An 18,268-nucleotide genomic window follows, 5' to 3' on the forward strand; every position below is an offset into this window, starting at 1 on the left:
ATGGCAGCAAAAGACGTAATTTTCGGCGGCGAAGCACGTGCCCGCATGGTTGAAGGCGTGAACATCTTGGCCAATGCGGTCAAGGTGACCCTGGGTCCTAAGGGCCGCAATGTGGTGTTGGAGCGCTCGTACGGCGCCCCTACCGTGACCAAGGACGGTGTGTCCGTGGCCAAGGAAGTGGAACTGAAAGACAAGCTGCAGAACATGGGCGCGCAGATGGTCAAGGAAGTTGCTTCCAAGACCTCCGACAACGCCGGTGACGGCACCACGACAGCGACCGTGTTGGCACAAGCCATCGTGCGCGAAGGCATGAAGTATGTGGCCGCCGGCATGAACCCGATGGACCTGAAGCGCGGCATCGACAAGGCAGTGACTGCCCTGGTCGCCGAGCTGAAGAAGGCTTCGAAGGCCACCACGACTTCCAAGGAAATCGCTCAAGTCGGTTCGATCTCGGCCAATAGCGACGAGTCGATCGGCAAGATCATCGCTGACGCGATGGACAAGGTCGGCAAGGAAGGCGTCATCACCGTCGAAGACGGCAAGTCGCTGGACAACGAGCTGGACGTCGTCGAAGGCATGCAATTCGATCGCGGCTACCTGAGCCCTTACTTCATCAACAACCCAGAGAAGCAAGCTGCTCTGTTGGACAACCCTTTCGTGCTGCTGTACGACAAGAAGATCTCCAACATCCGTGACCTGCTGCCCACACTGGAGCAAGTCGCCAAGTCGGGCCGTCCGCTGCTGATCATTGCAGAAGACGTCGAAGGCGAAGCGCTGGCAACGCTGGTGGTCAACACCATCCGTGGCATCCTGAAGGTTGTGGCCGTCAAGGCTCCAGGCTTCGGCGACCGCCGCAAGGCCATGTTGGAAGACATCGCCATCCTGACCGGTGGCAAGGTCATCGCCGAAGAAGTCGGCCTGACACTGGAGAAGGTCACTTTGGCCGATCTGGGCCAAGCCAAGCGCGTCGAAGTGGGCAAGGAAAACACCACCATCATCGACGGCCTGGGCGCTGCAGCCGACATCGAAGCACGTGTCAAGCAAGTGCGTATCCAGATCGAAGAAGCGACCAGCGACTACGACCGTGAAAAGCTGCAAGAGCGCGTGGCCAAGTTGGCCGGCGGTGTTGCACTGATCAAGGTTGGCGCTGCCACCGAAGTCGAAATGAAGGAAAAGAAGGCCCGCGTTGAAGACGCCCTGCACGCGACCCGCGCTGCTGTGGAAGAAGGCATCGTGGCCGGTGGTGGCGTGGCTCTGCTGCGCGCCAAGCAAGCTGCTGGCAAGATCGAAGGCGCCAACGCTGACCAAGACGCCGGCATCAAGCTGGTGTTGAAGGCGATCGAGGCGCCGCTGCGCGAGATCGTTTACAACGCCGGTGGCGAAGCTAGCGTTGTCGTGAATGCAGTGTTGGCCGGTTCGGGCAACTACGGCTTCAACGCTGCCAATGACACCTATGGCGACATGATCGAAATGGGCATCCTGGACCCAACCAAGGTGACACGTACTGCTCTGCAGAACGCCGCTTCGGTGGCTTCGCTGATGTTGACGACCGAGTGCATGATTGCCGAGTCCGCCAAGGACGAAGCACCTGCCGGCGGTGGCGGCATGGGCGGCGGCATGGGTGGTATGGGCGGCATGGGCGATATGGGCATGTAATGCCTGCCTTCAAAGCCGCAAGGCTTTGAGCCAGCACACCAAAAGGGCCGCAGCAATGCGGCCCTTTTTCGTTTATGGCGAATGCGTTGAATAGTGCCCACAGCAAGCGGCCGCAGTGCGCGCGGGCGATTGATAATTGAAGGCGATGGCTGAACGCTTGTCCAGCCCACCTCTTGCCGCCCGAAACGGGCCAGTTCCCATCCATGTCTTCAGACCTGTCCCTGCCCTCCTTGCTGAACGAAGTGCGGCTCGAAGCGCCGCCCTTGAGCCGCCATTTGCTGGCCGCCATCCAAAGCGAGTTGGACGCCGGGGTCAAGCATTTCCCGCTGCTCGAAGGCTGGCGACGCATGCGCGCACGCTTCGCCATCGACTTCGTGGATGCCCTCTTGCCACTGCTGCAGGCGGCCGAGCTGGGCGAGGATCCCTTGCAGCGCCGCGCAGGCAGCATGGACTCACTCAGCCTGGTGGATGAACGCCAGGCTTTGCAAGATGTCGCGATCGCCCATGTGATTCAAACCGCTGAGGATCGCAGCGGGCCTGAACTCCATCAGCTCAGCAATTTCTTCGCCGCACTGCGCGGCACGGCGCGCGCCCGCAAAAATGAAAACCCGGTGCGAGCGGCTCTGTTCGCACAGGCTCTATTGGTCGCGCTGTCCAGCGTCGAGTTGGACCCGCAGCAACGCTATGAGCTGATGCGCGTCGCCGCCACGCCGCTGGCGCAGGGCTTGCACCGCATTTATTCGGCGCTGTGTGCCAAGTTGCGGGCCGCTGATGTCAGTCAGATGGTGTCCAGCCATGCCGCTCGGGCGCAGGACTACGACATTGCCCAGCGCATGGCGCAAGGGCGCCGCAATACCGAGCCGGCCACCTTGGACGGCCTGGCTCGCCGCGTCCAAGAACACAACAGCCGTGCGCCCAGGCACAGTCCGGGCGGCTTGTCGGCACCGCTCTTCAAGGCCGATCAAAGCCCCGACATGCTGAGCCGTCTGTACGAGCAGATTTTGGCCGACACGCGCTTGCTGGCGCCCTTGAAGGCCTTGCTGGCGCGGCTGCAGGTCGCCGTCGTGCGACTGGCTCGTCACGACCACAGCTTGCTGCACAAACAAGACCACCCGACCTGGGCCTTGCTGAACCGAGTGGCCGCCCATGGCATGGCTTTTGAGCGTGCCGACGATGAGCAATTGCAGGCATTTCTGCGCATGATGACGGCAGAGATCCAAGTCTTGATCGACGCACCGCTACCCACTGCGGCGCAATTTGAGCAGGTACTGGATCGGGTGGAAAATCACTTGAGCAGCGAGGCGCAAGAACGCAGCAAGCGCAATGCGATCGCACTGGCCTCGCTGGAACGCGAGCAAATGCGCACGCAGTGGCAGCAGTTGCTGGGGGAGCAAATCAAGGCCCAAGTCGCCGACGCCGCACTGGGGCCCAAGCTGCGCGACTTTGTGCACTCAAGCTGGGTCGAGGTCATCGTACAGGCCATGGTGCTGCATGGTCCGACCTCAGCCCAAGCGATGGCACAAATCGAATGGGTCGACCATCTGCTGGAGAGCTTGCAGGAGCCCGCCGATGAGGCGTCGCGCGAGCGCCTGCGCCGAAGCCTTCCCGAGCTGATTCAAACCTTGCGCGCAGGCTGCGACAGGATTGCGCTGAGTGCCGACAAGCGCGAACGGGTGTTGCATGAATTGATGCTGCAGCATGGCCGGCTCTTGCGCGGCCTGCCGGCCTTGCTCACTCCGGTCGACGCGCCGGCCTCGGCCATCGCCAAAACAGAGCCAAGCCCGGAGGAGTTGCTGGAGCGGCTGCTCAACGAGCGCGAAAGCCAACTGCCCGAACATTGGGCGCACACCAAAGTCGACCGCGGACAATTGCCGACCGTGCCGATGCAGTTGTTTGATCAAATTGATCACGATGCCTCGACGGCAGCGGTTGCCAACTGGATGGCACGCCAGCGAGTCGGCTGCTGGTATCACCTCTTCATCCAAAGCGAATGGATGACAGCGCAGATCGCCTGGATCAGCGACAAGGACCAGTTCTATCTCTTCATCGGCCAAGACGCCGAGCAACGCCACACATTGACGCGCGGAGCAGTGGAGCGCTTGCTGGCCAATGGTTTGATCACCGCCCTGGACGATGACAATCTCGTCCAGCACGCGGTCGACACCTTGATGCAGGACCTTCAGCCCGGCGCCTAACCGACAAATTACACAGCACCGTCAACTTGACCCGCACCATCGGCCACCTCAGCGACTGAAGCATTCAAGGGCGGATGCACCCAAGCATGCAGGATCTGCGCGGCTTTACCCACTCCCTGCTTTTTCAGCGCCGAGAACAGCATCACCGTGATGTCCGACTCCGCGCTGGCCTTCTCGGCCAAGTAGGCCCGCGTGCCAAACAACGCCGCATCGGCGTCCTTGCGGTTGAGCTTGTCGGACTTGGTCAGCAAGACCAGCAACTTGATCTCTCCGGTACTGACACGCGGCGTCACAAAATCCAACAACTGCTTGTCAAGATCGGTCATGCCCAGACGCGAATCCACCATCAGCACCACGCCCGACAGTGAACGGCGCACCTCCAGATAGTCCGCCATCACCTTTTGCCAGCGGAGCTTGGCCGAGCGTGCCACCGCCGCGTAGCCATAGCCGGGCAAGTCGGCAAACCAGGCGTCGGCGGCGTCTTTGGGGCCGAGTTCGAACAAATTGATATGCTGCGTGCGGCCCGGTGTTTTGGACGCAAACGCCAGCCGTTTTTGCTGCGCCAAGGTATTGATCGCGGTGGACTTGCCGGCGTTGGAGCGCCCCACGAAGGCGATTTCGGGCAACTCATTGGCCTGCAAATGCACCAACTCGCTGGCGGTGGTCAGAAAACGGGCCGTATGGGTCCAGCCCAACGCCACTTTTTCCGTTGGAGTTGTCTCAATTTGCGCAGAATGCTGCGACACAGAAGTGGTGTTGGTCATGGATTGTTCTGGCTGAATGGATTGCCATTGTAAAATCTTAAAGTTGCGCTTACCGAATCTATAAATTCATGACTAAGACTGCCGCTTTTTTGTCCTCTGGCCTATTGGGTCTTTCTGGCTTTTTGCTTTCATCCGCCGCTATTGCGAATGAAGCCCATGCCCCCGCCAAGCCAGATCTGGTCAAGGGTCAAGCGACCTCGACGCAAGTCTGCGCCGCCTGCCACACGGCCGACGGATCGCGCGGCAGCCCCGCCAACCCGATTCTGCAGGGCCAGCACCCGCAGTACCTGGTCAAGCAATTGACCGAGTTCAAAGCGGGTCAGCGCAAAAACGCCATCATGCAAGGCATGGCCGGCGCGCTGTCGGAAGAAGATATGCGCAACGTCGCTGCCTTCTACGCCTCCAAGCAGGCCAAACCCGGTTTCTCCAAAAACGCCGGCTTGGTGTCGCTGGGTGAACGCATCTACCGCGGCGGCATTGCCGATCGCCAGATCCCCGCTTGCGCGGCCTGCCACAGCCCGAACGGCGCCGGCATCCCGGCCCAGTACCCGCGCCTGGCTGGTCAGCACAGCGACTACACCGAGTTGCAACTGAATGCCTTCCGCTCCGGCACGCGCGCCAACAGTCTGCAGATGAACGGCGTGGCCGCGAAGATGAATGACCGCGAAATCAAGGCCGTATCGGACTACATCGCCGGCCTGCGTTGAATCTCTCTTCGGCGCTAGTCATTCGGCCGAAGCGCTGACAAGCCCTAAAACTGCAAAAGGCCGGTGAGTTTCACCGGTCTTTTTTTTGCTCGCACTGCACCGCACCCCATGTCTATCGACACTGTTCCCATGAGTGAGCCCCCCAGCAGCCCAGCGGCACGCCCCCGCAACAGCATCGCCAGCGATCTGCTCGACTTGCTGTCGTCGATGCGTTTTGCGATTGCGCTGCTGACCGTCATTTGCATCGCCTCCACCATAGGCACGGTGGTCAAGCAGCGTGAGCCGCTGAACAACTATGTCAACCAGTTTGGCCCCTTCTGGGCTGAGGTGTTTGGCAAATTCGACCTTTATACGGTCTATGGCGCTTGGTGGTTCTTGCTGATTCTGGCCTTTTTGGTCACCTCGACCAGCTTGTGTATTGCCCGCAACGCACCGAAGATTTTTCATGATCTGAAGAACTTCAAAGAGTCTGTGCGCGAGCAGTCGCTGCAGGCCTTCCATCACAAGGCGCTCGGTCACATCGCCGCAGGCCCTGAGCTGGCCTTGAGCCAAGTCACCGCTTATCTGAGCGCCGAAGGCTGGAAGGCGCGCGTGCAGGTGCGCGACAAGGGCGTGATGGTCGCTGCCCGCAAGGGTGCGGCCAACAAGATCGGTTATCTGGCCGCGCACTCATCGATCGTGCTGATTTGCCTGGGCGGCCTGCTCGACGGCGATCTGCTGGTGCGTGCGCTGATGTGGGCGCAGAACAAGACCATTTATGAAGGCGGCGGTTTGATCAGCGAGGTCAAGCCCGAGCACCGTCTGCCGCCCAGCAACCCCAGCTTTCGCGGCAATCTGATGGTGCCCGAAGGTGGCCGCGCCGCCACCGCTATTTTGAGCATGCCCAATGGCGTGGTGCTGCAGGACTTGCCTTTTGACGTCGAGCTGAAAAAGTTCATCGTTGAGTATTACGAAACCGGCATGCCCAAGCTGTTTGCCAGCGAGATCAGCATCCGCGACCATGAAACCGGTGCCGTCTCCGAGGTCAAGGTCAAGGTCAACGAGCCGGCCTTTCACCGCGGCGTGGCGATTTACCAGAGCAGCTTTGAGGACGGCGGCTCGGATCTGAAAATGCTGGCCCGCCCCATGGGCAAGGCCGGCAGCGTGGCCAGTGCCAGCAAGCCCTTCACGATTGAAGGGCGGGTCGGCGGCAGCACCGAGCTCAAGAGTGAGGCTGAGAGCTTGAAGCTGGAATTCGCGGGCTTGCGTGTGATCAACGTCGAAAACTTAGGCGGAGCACCGACTGCAGGCGGCACCGATGTGCGCAAGGTGGACTTGGTCAACTCGCTGCAAAGCCATCTTGGCAGTGGCGCGAAAACCCGCACCGACAAAGAGCTGCGCAATGTCGGCCCCTCGTTCAGCTACCGGCTGCGCGATGCGTCCGGCCAGGCACGGGAGTTCAACAACTATATGGCGCCGGTGGAACTGGACGGGCAGCGCGTCTTCCTGGCCGGTGTGCGTGAAACGGCCTCCGAAGGCTTTCGCTATTTGCGCATCCCGGCCGACGAGAAGATGAGCATGGACGGCTGGCTGCAATTGCGCGAGGCCTTGCTGGACCCGACCGAGCGCGAGCGCGCCGCCAAGCGCTATGCCGAGGCCGCCACGCCGACCGACAAGCCGCAAATGACACCACAGCTGCAAGCCACCGCGCGGCGTGCCTTGGCGCTGTTCGCAGGCGCAGAGGGCGTCAAGGCGGACAATAAATCCGGTGCCAAGCTGCCCGGCGGCCTGCCGGCCTTGTCGCAGTTCATCGAGGCGGAGGTGCCGGAAAGCGAGCGCCAGCGCGTCTCCGAAGTGCTGTTGCGCATCCTCAATGGCAGCTTGTTCGAGCTCTACAAACAAAACCGCAGCCAAGCCGGCTTGGCTCCCGCGCCTTCCGATGCCACTACGCAAGCCTTTATGACGCAATCGGTGCTGGCCTTGTCGGACAGCATGTTCTACCCCGCGCCGGTGCTGTTGCAGCTGGATGAATTCAAACAAGTGCAAGCCAGCGTCTTCCAGGTGACCCGCGCGCCTGGCCAAAAACTGGTCTATTTGGGCGCCATCCTGCTGATCATCGGCGTTTTCGCTATGCTGTACATCAAAGAGCGCCGCCTGTGGGTATGGCTGGAGCCGGCCCCCGGGCAAGGCGAGGCGACGCGGATCCGCATGGCCTTGTCCTGCAGCCGCGAGACGCCCGACACCGCGACCGAATTCGCACAGCTCAAGCACGATATTTTGAAAGACAGCGTATGAACAGCGCAAGCCACACGGCCGCCCCCGTCATCAACTTCAAACAGCCCGGCGCACGCGGGCCGCTCGCCGGCCGCGATGTGTTCGACTGGCTGTTCGCCGCGCTGATCATCGCCGGCGGACTGTTCGCCTTCACGCGCTACGGCGCTTCGATGGATATCTATGAAAAAGGCATCCTGACTTTCGCCATGCCGGCCTTGATCGCGCTTGGCTGGTTCTGGCGGCCACTGCGCTTGCTGGTGCTGCTGGCCGGCGCAGCCAGCCTGCTGGCCATCAATCTTTATGGCCGACACACGGACGCCTTTGGTGCCGATTTGGCCGCCGCAGACAAGGTGTTCTGGCTCAAATACATGCTCTCCAGCCAAAGCGCCATTCTTTGGATGAGTGTGTTGTTCTACATGAGCACCCTGTTCTATTGGGGCGGCTTCTTCGCCAAGGCGGGCGAGTCAAGTGCGGCCGAAGTGATAGGCTCCAAGCTGGCCTGGGGCGCCGTCTTTATGGCTCTGGTCGGCACCATGGTGCGCTGGTTCGAGAGCCACCAAATTGGGCCCGACATTGGCCATATCCCGGTCAGCAATCTGTACGAAGTCTTCGTCTTGTTCTGCTGGATGACGGCGCTGTTCTACCTGTATTACGAAGCCCGCTTCAAAACTCGAGCGCTGGGCGCCTATGTGCTACTGGTGATCAGCGCGGCGGTCAGCTTTTTGCTTTGGTACACGGTGGCGCGCGAGGCGCATGAAATCCAGCCTTTGGTACCGGCCTTGCAAAGCTGGTGGATGAAAATCCATGTACCCGCCAATTTTGTCGGCTATGGCACCTTCGCGCTGGCTGCCATGGTGGCGATGGCGTACTTGCTGAAGACCGCGACTCAGCGGGCGTTGCTGATCGGTCTGATCGGCATGCCGATTGGTTTGATCGCGGCGATTTTGGCAGCACGCTTTTTCGCCGCCGACCTGTCGCCCGAGACGATTCAAGGTCTGGACGGCTGGGCCCGCAAGATGGGCGGCTTGCTGGTGTTCTTTGGCATTTGTGTCGCCTTGCGCAAACCCTTGACCGCGCGCCTGCCGGCGCTGCCAGTACTTGAAGACCTGATGTACAAGGCGATCGCCCTGGGCTTTGCCTTCTTCACCATCGCCACCATCTTGGGCGCCTTCTGGGCCGCAGAAGCCTGGGGAGGCTATTGGAGTTGGGACCCGAAGGAGACCTGGGCGCTGATCGTCTGGCTCAACTATGCGGCTTGGCTGCATATGCGCCTGATGAAGGGCCTGCGCGGCATGGTTTCGGCCTGGTGGGCGCTGAGTGGTTTGGTCGTCACGACCTTTGCCTTCTTGGGCGTCAATATGTTTTTATCAGGTTTGCACTCTTACGGCACGCTCTAAGCCGATGCCTAAGCTGCTGCACCTACTGGGTCTCTACCTTGTTTTGAGTGTGGCAGCTTGCAACAGCAGGGCCGACACGGTGCGCATCGCCACCGGCGAATTGCCCCCCTACGCGACCGAATCGCGCCCCGACAAAGGCATTGCCCTGAGCATCGTGCGGAGGGCCTTCGAGTTGGCCGGCCATAAGGCGGAATTCCACTTTCAGCCCTGGTCGCGCGCGCAGATGGAGACCAAGTCGGGCATGTGGGATGCCTCCGCGCATTGGGGTGCGTCGGCCGAGCGCCGGCGCGACTTTTTGCTCAGCGACAACATCTTGACCGAGCAATGGCTGATCGTGCACCGCAAGAGCATTGCGCTGCAGTGGGTGCAACCGCGCGATTTGCAGCCCTACACCTTGGGCATCATCCGCGACTACACCTACACGCCCGAGTTCTGGGCCTTGGTCCGCAGCAATGAGCTGCACAGCGACAACACGCCCAATGACCTGGCCGGTCTGCGCAAGATGTTGCGAGGTCGAATCGATGCGATGCCCATGGAGCGCAATGTCGCCTGCGATCTGCTTACCCACAACTTCACGGCCCAGGAGCGAGACGAGTTCGCTGCCCACCCGCGCTTGCTGACCGACAGCTTCACCACCCACCTGATCTTGCCGCCGCAGCAGCCCCGCAGCGCCGCGCTGCTGGCCGATTTCAATCGCGGCCTGAAGGCGCTGCGGGACAGCGGCGAGCACGCCCGGCTTTTGCAAACCGTGCAATGCCCGGCGAGCTGGGCCAACAGCGCCCCGCCCTCGCGCTGACAAGACTTTGCCAAGTCGCGTAAGCTTTTGGCGCTCAAAACGACAGATCAACGACAGACCCGCATCACCGCGTTCACAACAAATCGAAAGCTATGCCATGTTCAGCAGAGATTCGCTCATTTCCGCTTCAGAAATCACTCCCCAAGCGGCCTACGAAGAACGCCGTCAATGGCTGCGCCTGATGGCCAGCGGTGCCGCCGGCACGGCCTTGGCCACCTGGGCGGGCCGTGAAGCCCTTGCGCAAACGCCGGGCGGCGGCAAGCTGGCCAAGCTGCCCGGTGCGCGCAGCGCCGTGGCCGGCAGTCTCGTGATGGACAAGCCGACCAGCTACCAGGACGCCAGCAGCTACAACAACTACTACGAATTCGGCACCGACAAGGCCGACCCGGCACGCACCGCCGGCACGCTCAAGACTCGGCCCTGGACCGTCACCGTCGAAGGCGAAGTCGGCAAGCCCGGCGTCTTCGATCTGGACAGCCTGCTCAAGCTCAGCCCCATGGAGGAGCGCGTCTACCGGCTGCGCTGCGTCGAGGGTTGGTCTATGGTGATTCCCTGGGTCGGCTACTCGCTGGCCGAGCTGATCAAAAAGGTCGAGCCCACATCCAAGGCCAAGTTCGTCGAGTTCACGACGCTGGCCGACAAGGCGCAGATGCCCGGCCTGCGCGGCGGCTCGCTGGACTGGCCCTATGTCGAGGGCCTGCGCATCGACGAGGCCATGCATCCACTCACCTTGCTGGCCTTCGGCATGTATGGCGAGGTCTTGCCGAACCAGAACGGCGCGCCACTGCGCCTTGTCGTGCCCTGGAAGTACGGCTTCAAGTCGGCCAAGTCCATCGTCAAGATCCGCTTTGTGGAGAAGCAACCGACCAGCAGCTGGACCAAGGCCGCGCAGCAGGAATATGGCTTTTATTCCAACGTCAACCCGCAGGTCGACCACCCGCGCTGGAGTCAGGCCTCGGAGCGCCGCATTGGCGAAGACGGGCTGTTCGCCAAGAAGCGGCCTACGCTGATGTTCAATGGCTATGCCGAGCAAGTGGGTCAGCTCTATGCTGGCATGGATTTGAAGCGTAACTTCTGAGATGGCGCGGCGCTCGCTCTGGCTGCATCCCGCCGCCAAGCCCTTGTTGTTCCTGCTCTGCCTGCTGCCCTTGGCCTATCTGGTCTGGGCAGCGATCAGCAACAGCCTCGGCGCCAATCCGGCCGAGGCGCTGATCCGAAGCCTGGGCGACTGGAGCTTGCGCGCCCTGTGCCTGACCCTGGCCATCACACCGCTGCGCCAGGGTCTGAACCTGCCGGCACTGGCGCGCTTTCGCCGCATGCTGGGCTTGTTCACCTTCTTTTATGCCTCGCTGCACCTGCTGTCTTACGCCTGGTTGGATATGGGGCTGGTGCCGGCCGACATCGCCAAAGACATTGCCAAACGGCCCTTCATCCTGATGGGCTTCACCGCCTGGGCCTTGTTGCTGCCGCTGGCCGCCACATCCTTCAATCGCGCCATCAAGGCGCTGGGCGCCAAACGCTGGCAGAGCTTGCACAAGGCGGTCTACGCCATTGCGCTGATCGCGATGCTGCACTTCATCTGGATGCGCGCGGGCAAGCAGAATTTTGGTGAACCGTTGATTTATGGCGCGCTCCTGGCCGCGCTGATGGGCTGGCGAATTCAGCGGGCATGGCGCAGCCGGGGATAATCGCCACCGCCCCTACCCGCCTGCGCCCCCAGACATGCCCAACTCCCAGCCGCCAACCCCATACGACGTCGCCATCATGGGCGGCGGGCCGGCCGGCTGCAGCGCGGCCTCCTGGCTGCACCAGCTGGGCTTGAACGTCGCGCTTATCGAGCGCGAGCCCCAGCTCTGCGCCAGCTTGCAGTCGCTGCAATTTGGTCAGGATTGGGTCTTGGGTGCGCCGGGCCAGAACCTGGCAACCTTGGGCCAGCAATACGCGCGGCATATCGAGAGTCTGAGCGCGGTGCAAGTCTTGCTCGGCCACAGCGTCGCCCACCTGGACTGGGCCGCCGGCGAAGGCTGGCGCTTGCAGTTGCAGGATGGCCGCAGCCTGAATGCACGTGCGCTGCTGCTGGCCAGCGGCCTGAAGCCGCTGCGCCCCGAAGTCTTCTTCCCCACAAGCACCACTAACAGCCCGCGCCTGATGGACGCCTTGGGCCTGACCGCCTGCCGCGATCATTTGGCGCCCGGCCGCATGCTGCTGCTGGGCGGCGGTGACAACGCGGTCGAAAACGCCTTGTTCCTGCAAGCGCGCGGCCACCAAGTAACGCTGTGGTCACGCAGCGATTGGCGCGCCCAACAAAGCCTGGTCGAGCGGCTCAGGGCTCAGGCCGAAGTCATCACGGTGAGGCCACGCAGCGCGATGCCAACACGCTTGAGCGCCGACACCGCAGGCGTCAGCGTGCAGTCACAGCAATTCGGCGACGAGCGCTTTGACCATGTGGCGGTGCTTTTGGGCTTCGAGGCCGAGCCGAGTGCTTGGCTCTTGGTCGGCGACGCGCTGCAGCGCGCCGGTGTCACCGCGCCTTCGCACCCCTTCCGCGACGAACCGCGCTTCGCGCCGCTGGGCTTGTTCGTCGCCGGCGACGCCAGCGGCCGCCAACATCCCAGCGTGCAAACGGCGCTGGGCGACGGCGTCGTGGCGGCCAAAGCAGTGGAAACTTTTCTGCGCCCGCTGAGCGAAGGCCAGCCCACGCTGGCGATGCGCCGCAACAACCGCCAGATCATCCACATCACCGGCCTGCGCTTCGGCGCCAATCTGGGCGTCTTGGACTTCGAGCGCGAAGGACCGCAACCGATTCAGGTCGATGCCGAGGTCAATCTGGGCGCGCAGGCCATCGTCTCGCGCGACGCCGACATCGGCCATGTGCTGGACTACCGCCGCGTGCGCGCCATCATCATCGACGAATGCACGGCCGAACATACCGACCTCCTGGAAGCGCTGCTGGGCAAACTCTGCACGCGCTTGATGAAGCTGCCCGGCGTGGCCGGCGTGCGCATCAAGGTGACCAAACTTGAAATTTTTCCCGACTGCCAAGTCGCCATCAGTGCCGAATGCGGCGCTTGGTAAACCCCTGAAGTCTTATGACCGCCATGAATACCGAAACCCTCGCCCGCCCCGAATTGGATGAAGTCGATGCCAAAGACGACACCAAGCTGTCGGTCGAATTGAAAAAGCTCTCCAAGCGCCTGCACCGCCAGGTCGGCCAGGCCATCGTCGACTACAACATGATCGAAGAGGGCGACAAAGTGATGGTCTGCCTGTCCGGCGGCAAAGACAGTTATGCCATGCTGGACATCCTGCTCAATATGCAGCAGCGCGCGCCGATCAATTTCGAGATCGTCGCGGTCAATCTGGACCAAAAGCAGCCCGGCTTCCCCGAGCACATCCTGCCCGAGTATCTAAAAGGCCGCGGCGTGCCCTTCCATATCGAAGAGCAGGACACGTACTCGATCGTCAAGCGCCTGGTGCCCGAAGGCAAGACCACCTGCTCGCTGTGCTCGCGCTTGCGCCGCGGCAATCTATACCGCGTGGCCGAAGAGTTGGGGGCCACCAAGATCGCCCTGGGCCATCACCGCGACGACATCATCGTCACCCTGCTGCTGAATATGTTCTTCGGTGCCCGCATGAAGGGCATGCCTCCGAAGCTGGTCAGCGACACCGGCCGCCATGTGGTGATTCGCCCGCTCGCCTACGTGGCCGAACCTGATCTGGTGCGCTGGGCCGCGCACCGTGAGTTCCCCATCATCCCGTGCAATTTGTGCGGCAGCCAAGAGAATCTGCAGCGTGTGCAGGTCAAGGCCATGATCAATGAATGGGAGACGAAATACCCCGGCCGGGTCGAGAATATGTTCACCGCGATGAGCAAGGTTGTGCCTTCGCACATGATGGACCGCGAACTTTTCCCTTTCCAGACCCTCAAGGCCACCGGCGTACCGGATGCCAATGGCGACATCGCCTTTGACGAAGACGAGAGCTGCGCGCCACAGCCGCAGAGTTCTGTCATCACCCTGCGCCCACGCTGAATGCGCCTGCTGCTGGTCGAAGACGATTTGATGATTGGCGAAAGCCTACGCCTGGCGCTGCGCCAGGAGGGCTACGCGGTGGACTGGGTACGCGACATCAGCGCCGCCAACACCACCTTGGCCAGCGAGCGTTTTGATCTGGTGCTGCTGGACCTGGGCCTTCCAGAGGGCGGGCCGCAAGCGCGGACCAGCACCAGCCCTGCCCCAAGCGGCCTGAGCGTCTTGCAGGCGCTGCGCGCCCGCCAAGACAACACGCCGGTGATCGTCTTGACCGCGCGCGACGGGCCGGGTGAGCGCGTGTTGGGCCTGGACAGCGGCGCCGACGACTATCTGGTCAAGCCCTTCGAGCTGGATGAGCTCAATGCACGCATTCGCGCGGTGCTGCGCCGGCAAAGCGGGCGCAGCCAACCACTGCTGAGCTATGGCGCCGTCACCTTGGATCCTGCGACCCGCCAGGTGACGCTGAACGGCCACCCGGTGCTGCTGTCGGCGCGCGAGCTGGCCTTGTTGGAGGCTTTGTTGCAGCGGCCCGGCGCCCTGCTGTCCCGCGCGCAGCTTGAAGACAGGCTCTACGGCTGGGGCGAAGAAATCGAGAGCAATGCTGTGACGGTCTATATCCACCAACTGCGCCGCAAGCTCGGCGCCGACTTCATCCAGAATATGCGCGGCGTCGGCTACTACGTGGGCTCGCCGTCGGGTAACAGCAGCGACAAGCCATGAGTCTGAATTCGATGCGCGCCCGCCTGCTGCTGAGCCTTCTGGCCCTGCTGGCGGCTGCCGCATTGGTGATGGGGGCCAGCAGCTATCGCAGTGTTTTGGCCGAAACCGAGGCCTTGTTTGACTACCAACTGCGCCAGATGGCCTTGGCCCTGCGTGATCAAGGCGAGATTGCGCCCAGCCAAGCGCACACCTTGAGCGACGAGCAACTCGACTTCGTGGTGCAGATCTGGACCGCAGACGGCCGCAGCATCTATGCCTCGCGTGAGCACGCCAATCTGCCGGCCCGCGCCCTGCTGGGCCTGGCCGAAATCAATGTCGCGGGTCAGCGCTGGCGCACCTTTAGCGTGGCCACACCGGGTCGTGTGATCCAGGTCGCGCAGCCGGTGCAGATCCGCCAGAAGCTCGCGGCTGCGGCGGCGCTACGCAGCGTGCAACCGCTGCTCTGGCTGGCGCCGCTGCTTGCGCTGCTGGGCTGGTGGTTGAGTGCGATGACCGTGGCGCCGCTGCGCGCCGTGGCGACCGAAGTCAGCCAGCGAGATGCTCAAGCATTGACAGCGCTGCCCACCGCCGGCTTGCCCGACGAGGTCGCGCCGCTGGTCGGCGCCTTGAATGCCTTGCTGCAGCGGCTAGGTGCCACGTTGGACCAACAGCGTGCCTTTGTGGCCGACGCCGCGCATGAGCTGCGCTCACCGCTGACCGCTTTGAAATTGCAAGCCCAGTTGCTGCAGCGCGCACCTGACGAAGCCGGCAGAGCTGCGGCAATGGCCGCCTTAACCGCCGGCATCGAGCGCGCCGCCCGCTTGGTTGAGCAGCTGCTGGCCTTGGCGCGCGCCGAACCAGGCGGGCCAGCGCTGGTCCTGCAGACACTGGATCTGAGCGAGCTGGTGCGTGGCGTGATGGCCGACAGTCTTTCATTCGCTTTGGCGCGTGGCAGCGAGCTGAGCTTGCAGGCCGAAGCAGCAATCCAGGTGCAAGCGGAGCCAGCGGCGCTGGCCATGCTGGTGCGCAATTTGCTCGACAACGCCTTGCGCCATGGCAAAGCCGGCGGTCATGTTGAATTGAGCGTTAGCGAAATCGCGGGCCGGCCAACGCTCTGGGTCGATGATGATGGACCGGGCATTCCAGCGGAGGATCGCGAGCGGGTGTTTGACCGCTTCTACAGGCGCAATCCCGGAGGCGATGGCCAAAGCACGGTCGGCTCCGGCCTGGGCTTGGCGATTGCGCGCAATCTGGCCGAGCAGCTTGGCGCCAGCATCAACCTGGGCGACTCGCCTCTGGGCGGCCTGCGGGTCAGCTTAACGTTCGCCTAATCTTGGCCTAATCAGACCCTAATCGGCCAAGCCTATCGTTCAGTTCATGCGGAATCTTCCGCGGCTTTGACGACAGGAACGCGCCATGAACATCAAACCTCTGAATGCAGCCTTGCTGGCTGCTGGCCTGGCCGCAGGCGGTGTGGCCACCGCACTGCTCGCGCCGCAATGGCTGAAGTCTGAACCTGCACAGCCTCAAACAACAGCTGTGAATGCAGTTGCAAGCGCCAGTGCAAACGAAGCGATTGCTCAGCCACTGCAAGGCACGCAAATTGCCCCCATTCCCTATCTGAACGCCAGCGGCGTGCCTGACTTCCGCGCCATCGTCAAACAGGCCGGGCCGGCGGTGGTCGGCGTGACCGTCGAAGGCATGCGGCATGCCAGCCGTGAGGAGCAAGGCATGCCCGAAGCCTTCAGCGATCCGCAGTCGCCGTTCTCGCAGTTCTTCCGCGGCCAGCCCGGCCAGCGCGGTCGTGAGCAAGGCGCGCAGCCCTTCCGGGGCCAAGGCTCGGGCTTCATCATCAGCAGCGACGGTCTGATCCTGACCAATGCCCATGTGGTCAATGACGCCAAGGAAGTCACCATCAAGCTGAGCGACCGCCGCGAGTTCTCGGCCAAGGTCTTGGGTCTGGACAAGGCCACCGACGTTGCGGTTTTGCGCATCGAAGCCAAAGATTTGCCAACCGTGCGTCTGGGCGACCCGCGCCAGCTGGAGGTCGGTGACCCGGTGTTGGCGATCGGCGCGCCCTTCGGCCTGGAGCAGACTGCCACGCAAGGCATTGTCAGCGCCAAGGGCCGCTCGCTACCCAATGACGCGGTCGTGCCCTTCATTCAAACCGACGCGGCGGTCAACCCCGGCAATTCCGGCGGCCCGCTGTTTGACGGTTCGGGCGGCGTGATCGGCATCAACTCGCAGATTTATTCGCAGTCTGGCGGCTACCAGGGTCTGAGCTTTGCGATCCCGATCAATGTGGCCTTGAAGGTCAAGGACCAGATCGTTGCGACCGGCCGCGCCCAACATGCCAAGCTCGGTGTCGCGGTGCAAGACCTGAACCAGTCGCTGGCCGACTCCTTCGGCATGGCGCGGCCCGATGGCGCCTTGATTGCGCAAATCAGCCCGAACAGCGCGGCCGCCAAAGCCGGGCTCAAGCCCGGCGATGTGGTGACCGAGGTCGACGGCGAGCCGGTGGTGCGCTCAGGCGCCCTGTCCAGCCTGATTGGCCTGTCGGCGCCTGGTGACAAGGTCAAGCTGAAGATCTGGCGCGACCATGCGGCGCAAACGCTGGACGTCGTCTTGGGGGGCGCCGAGGCCGACGCCAAGCTGGCCAGCGCCGCCGAGCCCAGCGCTCAGCAAGGCCGCCTGGGTCTGGCGCTGCGGCCCCTGAACAAGGACGAAGCGCGGGCCTTGGGCGGTGTACCCGGCATGCTGATCGAAGATGCGGGCGGCCCGGCCGCACGGGCCGGTGTCAATGCCGGTGATGTGCTCTTGGCCATCAACGGCAGACCGGTGCAATCGACCGAGCAGGTGCGCGAGCTGGTGTCCAAGGCAGGCAATATGGTGGCCTTGCTGATCCAGCGCGGCGACAGCAAGATCTTTGTGCCGGTAAGGTTGGGCTGAGCGCAGCCCCGAGCGGCCACCCAGGCAACTGGGCGCGGGGCTAGCGGAGTTCGCGGCCCAGCAAACGCTCCAGCGTGCCTCGTGGCGATGCCTCGGGGCACTGCTGATGCGCCACGTCGAGATAAAAGGTCTGCTCCATCATGTACTGCCCGCCCATCGCGGCATGCAGTACTTGGTCACTGAACACGACCCAGGTCGTGCCCGGCGCGAAATCAACCCGGCTTTGCGGGCTGGCACGCTGAAACTCGGCGTCAGCCTTGGCGTGGTCGTGCAGCTTGAGCATGACATGGTCACATTCGGTACGCCTGCGCTTGGTGATGTGCAGCCTCTCCAGCAACCAGGCCGAACCCGGCAGCGGCCGGCCGATCTGCGGCAGATAGCGCTTAGCATGGGCCTCGAAGGGCTCGCCGACGCGCCACTGACGCGGCAGGCCGTCCGGGTTGATATTGCAGAACACGCGCAGCAGCCGGGTGCCTTGCATTGGGTTGGACGGGAAGGCATCAACATGCAAACGCGTGTCATCCTTGCGCCAGCTGGTTTCACGCCCGGCCACATTGACCGGCCGGAACGAGCTGTTGCCGCGCCGCAGATGACCACGGTAATGCGGGAACAGACGCAGCGCGAAGGCCTCACTTTGCTCTGCATAGCGTGCAATCATCGCCTGCAAGGCCGCCAGTTCCGCCGCGCTGCCGACCGCGCCACGCAACTCGTTAGCCGGCCAACGCACCGAAATATTCTTGGCCTTGGCATCGGCCCAGCGAGGATCCAAAAACTGCCGCTCGGCCGGCGTCAGTACAAACGGCAGCTGGGGAAACTGCAGG

At 62.7% G+C, this 18,268-nt stretch carries 15 protein-coding genes and 1 pseudogene; 14 read left to right on the forward strand and 2 right to left on the reverse strand.

The window, feature by feature from the left end; translation table 11 throughout:
• Window positions 1–1,656 (forward strand): chaperonin GroEL, encoded by a 1,656-nt coding sequence (gene groL, locus LNV09_RS21650; protein ID WP_263559129.1) that lies wholly within the window; start codon window positions 1–3, stop codon window positions 1,654–1,656.
• A 203-nt stretch (window positions 1,657–1,859) separates the two neighbouring features.
• Window positions 1,860–3,851, forward strand: coding sequence for a DUF1631 family protein (locus tag LNV09_RS21655; RefSeq protein WP_263559130.1), 1,992 nt, complete (start codon window positions 1,860–1,862; stop codon window positions 3,849–3,851).
• Between the two features lie 8 nt (window positions 3,852–3,859).
• On the opposite strand, the gene yihA is transcribed toward LNV09_RS21655, so the two are convergent.
• Window positions 3,860–4,615, reverse strand: coding sequence for a ribosome biogenesis GTP-binding protein YihA/YsxC (yihA, locus tag LNV09_RS21660; protein ID WP_263559131.1), 756 nt, complete (start codon window positions 4,613–4,615; stop codon window positions 3,860–3,862).
• Between the two features lie 68 nt (window positions 4,616–4,683).
• Between yihA and LNV09_RS21665 the strand changes: the two genes are divergently transcribed.
• The 12 genes and pseudogenes from LNV09_RS21665 to LNV09_RS21720 all read left to right on the forward strand — a co-directional run bounded on the left by LNV09_RS21665 (window position 4,684) and on the right by LNV09_RS21720 (window position 17,447).
• Window positions 4,684–5,322 (forward strand): c-type cytochrome, encoded by a 639-nt coding sequence (locus LNV09_RS21665; RefSeq protein ID WP_263559132.1) that lies wholly within the window; start codon window positions 4,684–4,686, stop codon window positions 5,320–5,322.
• Between the two features lie 129 nt (window positions 5,323–5,451).
• Window positions 5,452–7,596, forward strand: a complete 2,145-nt coding sequence (locus LNV09_RS21670) for a cytochrome c biogenesis protein ResB (RefSeq protein WP_263559133.1) — start codon at window positions 5,452–5,454, stop codon at window positions 7,594–7,596.
• Window positions 7,593–8,972 carry a c-type cytochrome biogenesis protein CcsB gene (ccsB, locus tag LNV09_RS21675; RefSeq protein WP_263559134.1) on the forward strand — a complete coding sequence of 460 codons (1,380 nt, stop codon included), beginning with the start codon at window positions 7,593–7,595 and terminating at the stop codon, window positions 8,970–8,972. Before LNV09_RS21670 ends, ccsB begins: the two co-directional genes overlap by 4 nt.
• 4 nt (window positions 8,973–8,976) lie before the next feature.
• On the forward strand, window positions 8,977–9,768 hold the full coding sequence (locus LNV09_RS21680) for a substrate-binding periplasmic protein (protein WP_263559135.1): 792 nt from the start codon (window positions 8,977–8,979) through the stop codon (window positions 9,766–9,768).
• Between the two features lie 97 nt (window positions 9,769–9,865).
• Window positions 9,866–10,846: a protein-methionine-sulfoxide reductase catalytic subunit MsrP gene (msrP, locus tag LNV09_RS21685; protein ID WP_263559136.1), complete on the forward strand. Its 981-nt coding sequence runs from the start codon at window positions 9,866–9,868 to the stop codon at window positions 10,844–10,846.
• A 1-nt stretch (window position 10,847) separates the two neighbouring features.
• Window positions 10,848–11,456 carry a protein-methionine-sulfoxide reductase heme-binding subunit MsrQ gene (gene msrQ / locus LNV09_RS21690; RefSeq protein ID WP_263559137.1) on the forward strand — a complete coding sequence of 203 codons (609 nt, stop codon included), beginning with the start codon at window positions 10,848–10,850 and terminating at the stop codon, window positions 11,454–11,456.
• 34 nt (window positions 11,457–11,490) lie between these two features.
• A pseudogene (locus tag LNV09_RS21695) lies at window positions 11,491–12,390 on the forward strand (NAD(P)/FAD-dependent oxidoreductase); the annotation flags it as partial.
• Window positions 12,391–12,474: 84 nt separating this feature from the next.
• The gene (locus LNV09_RS21700) at window positions 12,475–12,843 is read left to right on the forward strand and encodes a dihydroneopterin aldolase (protein ID WP_263534779.1); all 369 of its coding nucleotides are present in this window, start codon (window positions 12,475–12,477) and stop codon (window positions 12,841–12,843) included.
• Window positions 12,844–12,866: 23 nt separating this feature from the next.
• Window positions 12,867–13,799, forward strand: a complete 933-nt coding sequence (gene ttcA / locus LNV09_RS21705; RefSeq protein ID WP_263559138.1) for a tRNA 2-thiocytidine(32) synthetase TtcA — start codon at window positions 12,867–12,869, stop codon at window positions 13,797–13,799.
• Window positions 13,800–14,519, forward strand: a complete 720-nt coding sequence (locus tag LNV09_RS21710; protein WP_263559139.1) for a response regulator transcription factor — start codon at window positions 13,800–13,802, stop codon at window positions 14,517–14,519. It begins immediately after the preceding gene.
• Window positions 14,516–15,829 (forward strand): ATP-binding protein, encoded by a 1,314-nt coding sequence (locus tag LNV09_RS21715; protein WP_263559140.1) that lies wholly within the window; start codon window positions 14,516–14,518, stop codon window positions 15,827–15,829. Before LNV09_RS21710 ends, LNV09_RS21715 begins: the two co-directional genes overlap by 4 nt.
• An 85-nt stretch (window positions 15,830–15,914) precedes the next feature.
• Window positions 15,915–17,447: a Do family serine endopeptidase gene (locus tag LNV09_RS21720; protein ID WP_263559141.1), complete on the forward strand. Its 1,533-nt coding sequence runs from the start codon at window positions 15,915–15,917 to the stop codon at window positions 17,445–17,447.
• Window positions 17,448–17,487: 40 nt separating this feature from the next.
• On the opposite strand, the gene kdoO is transcribed toward LNV09_RS21720, so the two are convergent.
• The coding region (gene kdoO, locus LNV09_RS21725) for a Kdo hydroxylase KdoO (protein ID WP_263559142.1) at window positions 17,488–18,268 on the reverse strand (781 nt) is incomplete at its 5' end.

It is taken from the genome of Paucibacter sp. B2R-40 (assembly GCF_025717555.1).
Taxonomy (GTDB): Bacteria; Pseudomonadota; Gammaproteobacteria; order Burkholderiales; family Burkholderiaceae_C; genus Paucibacter_A.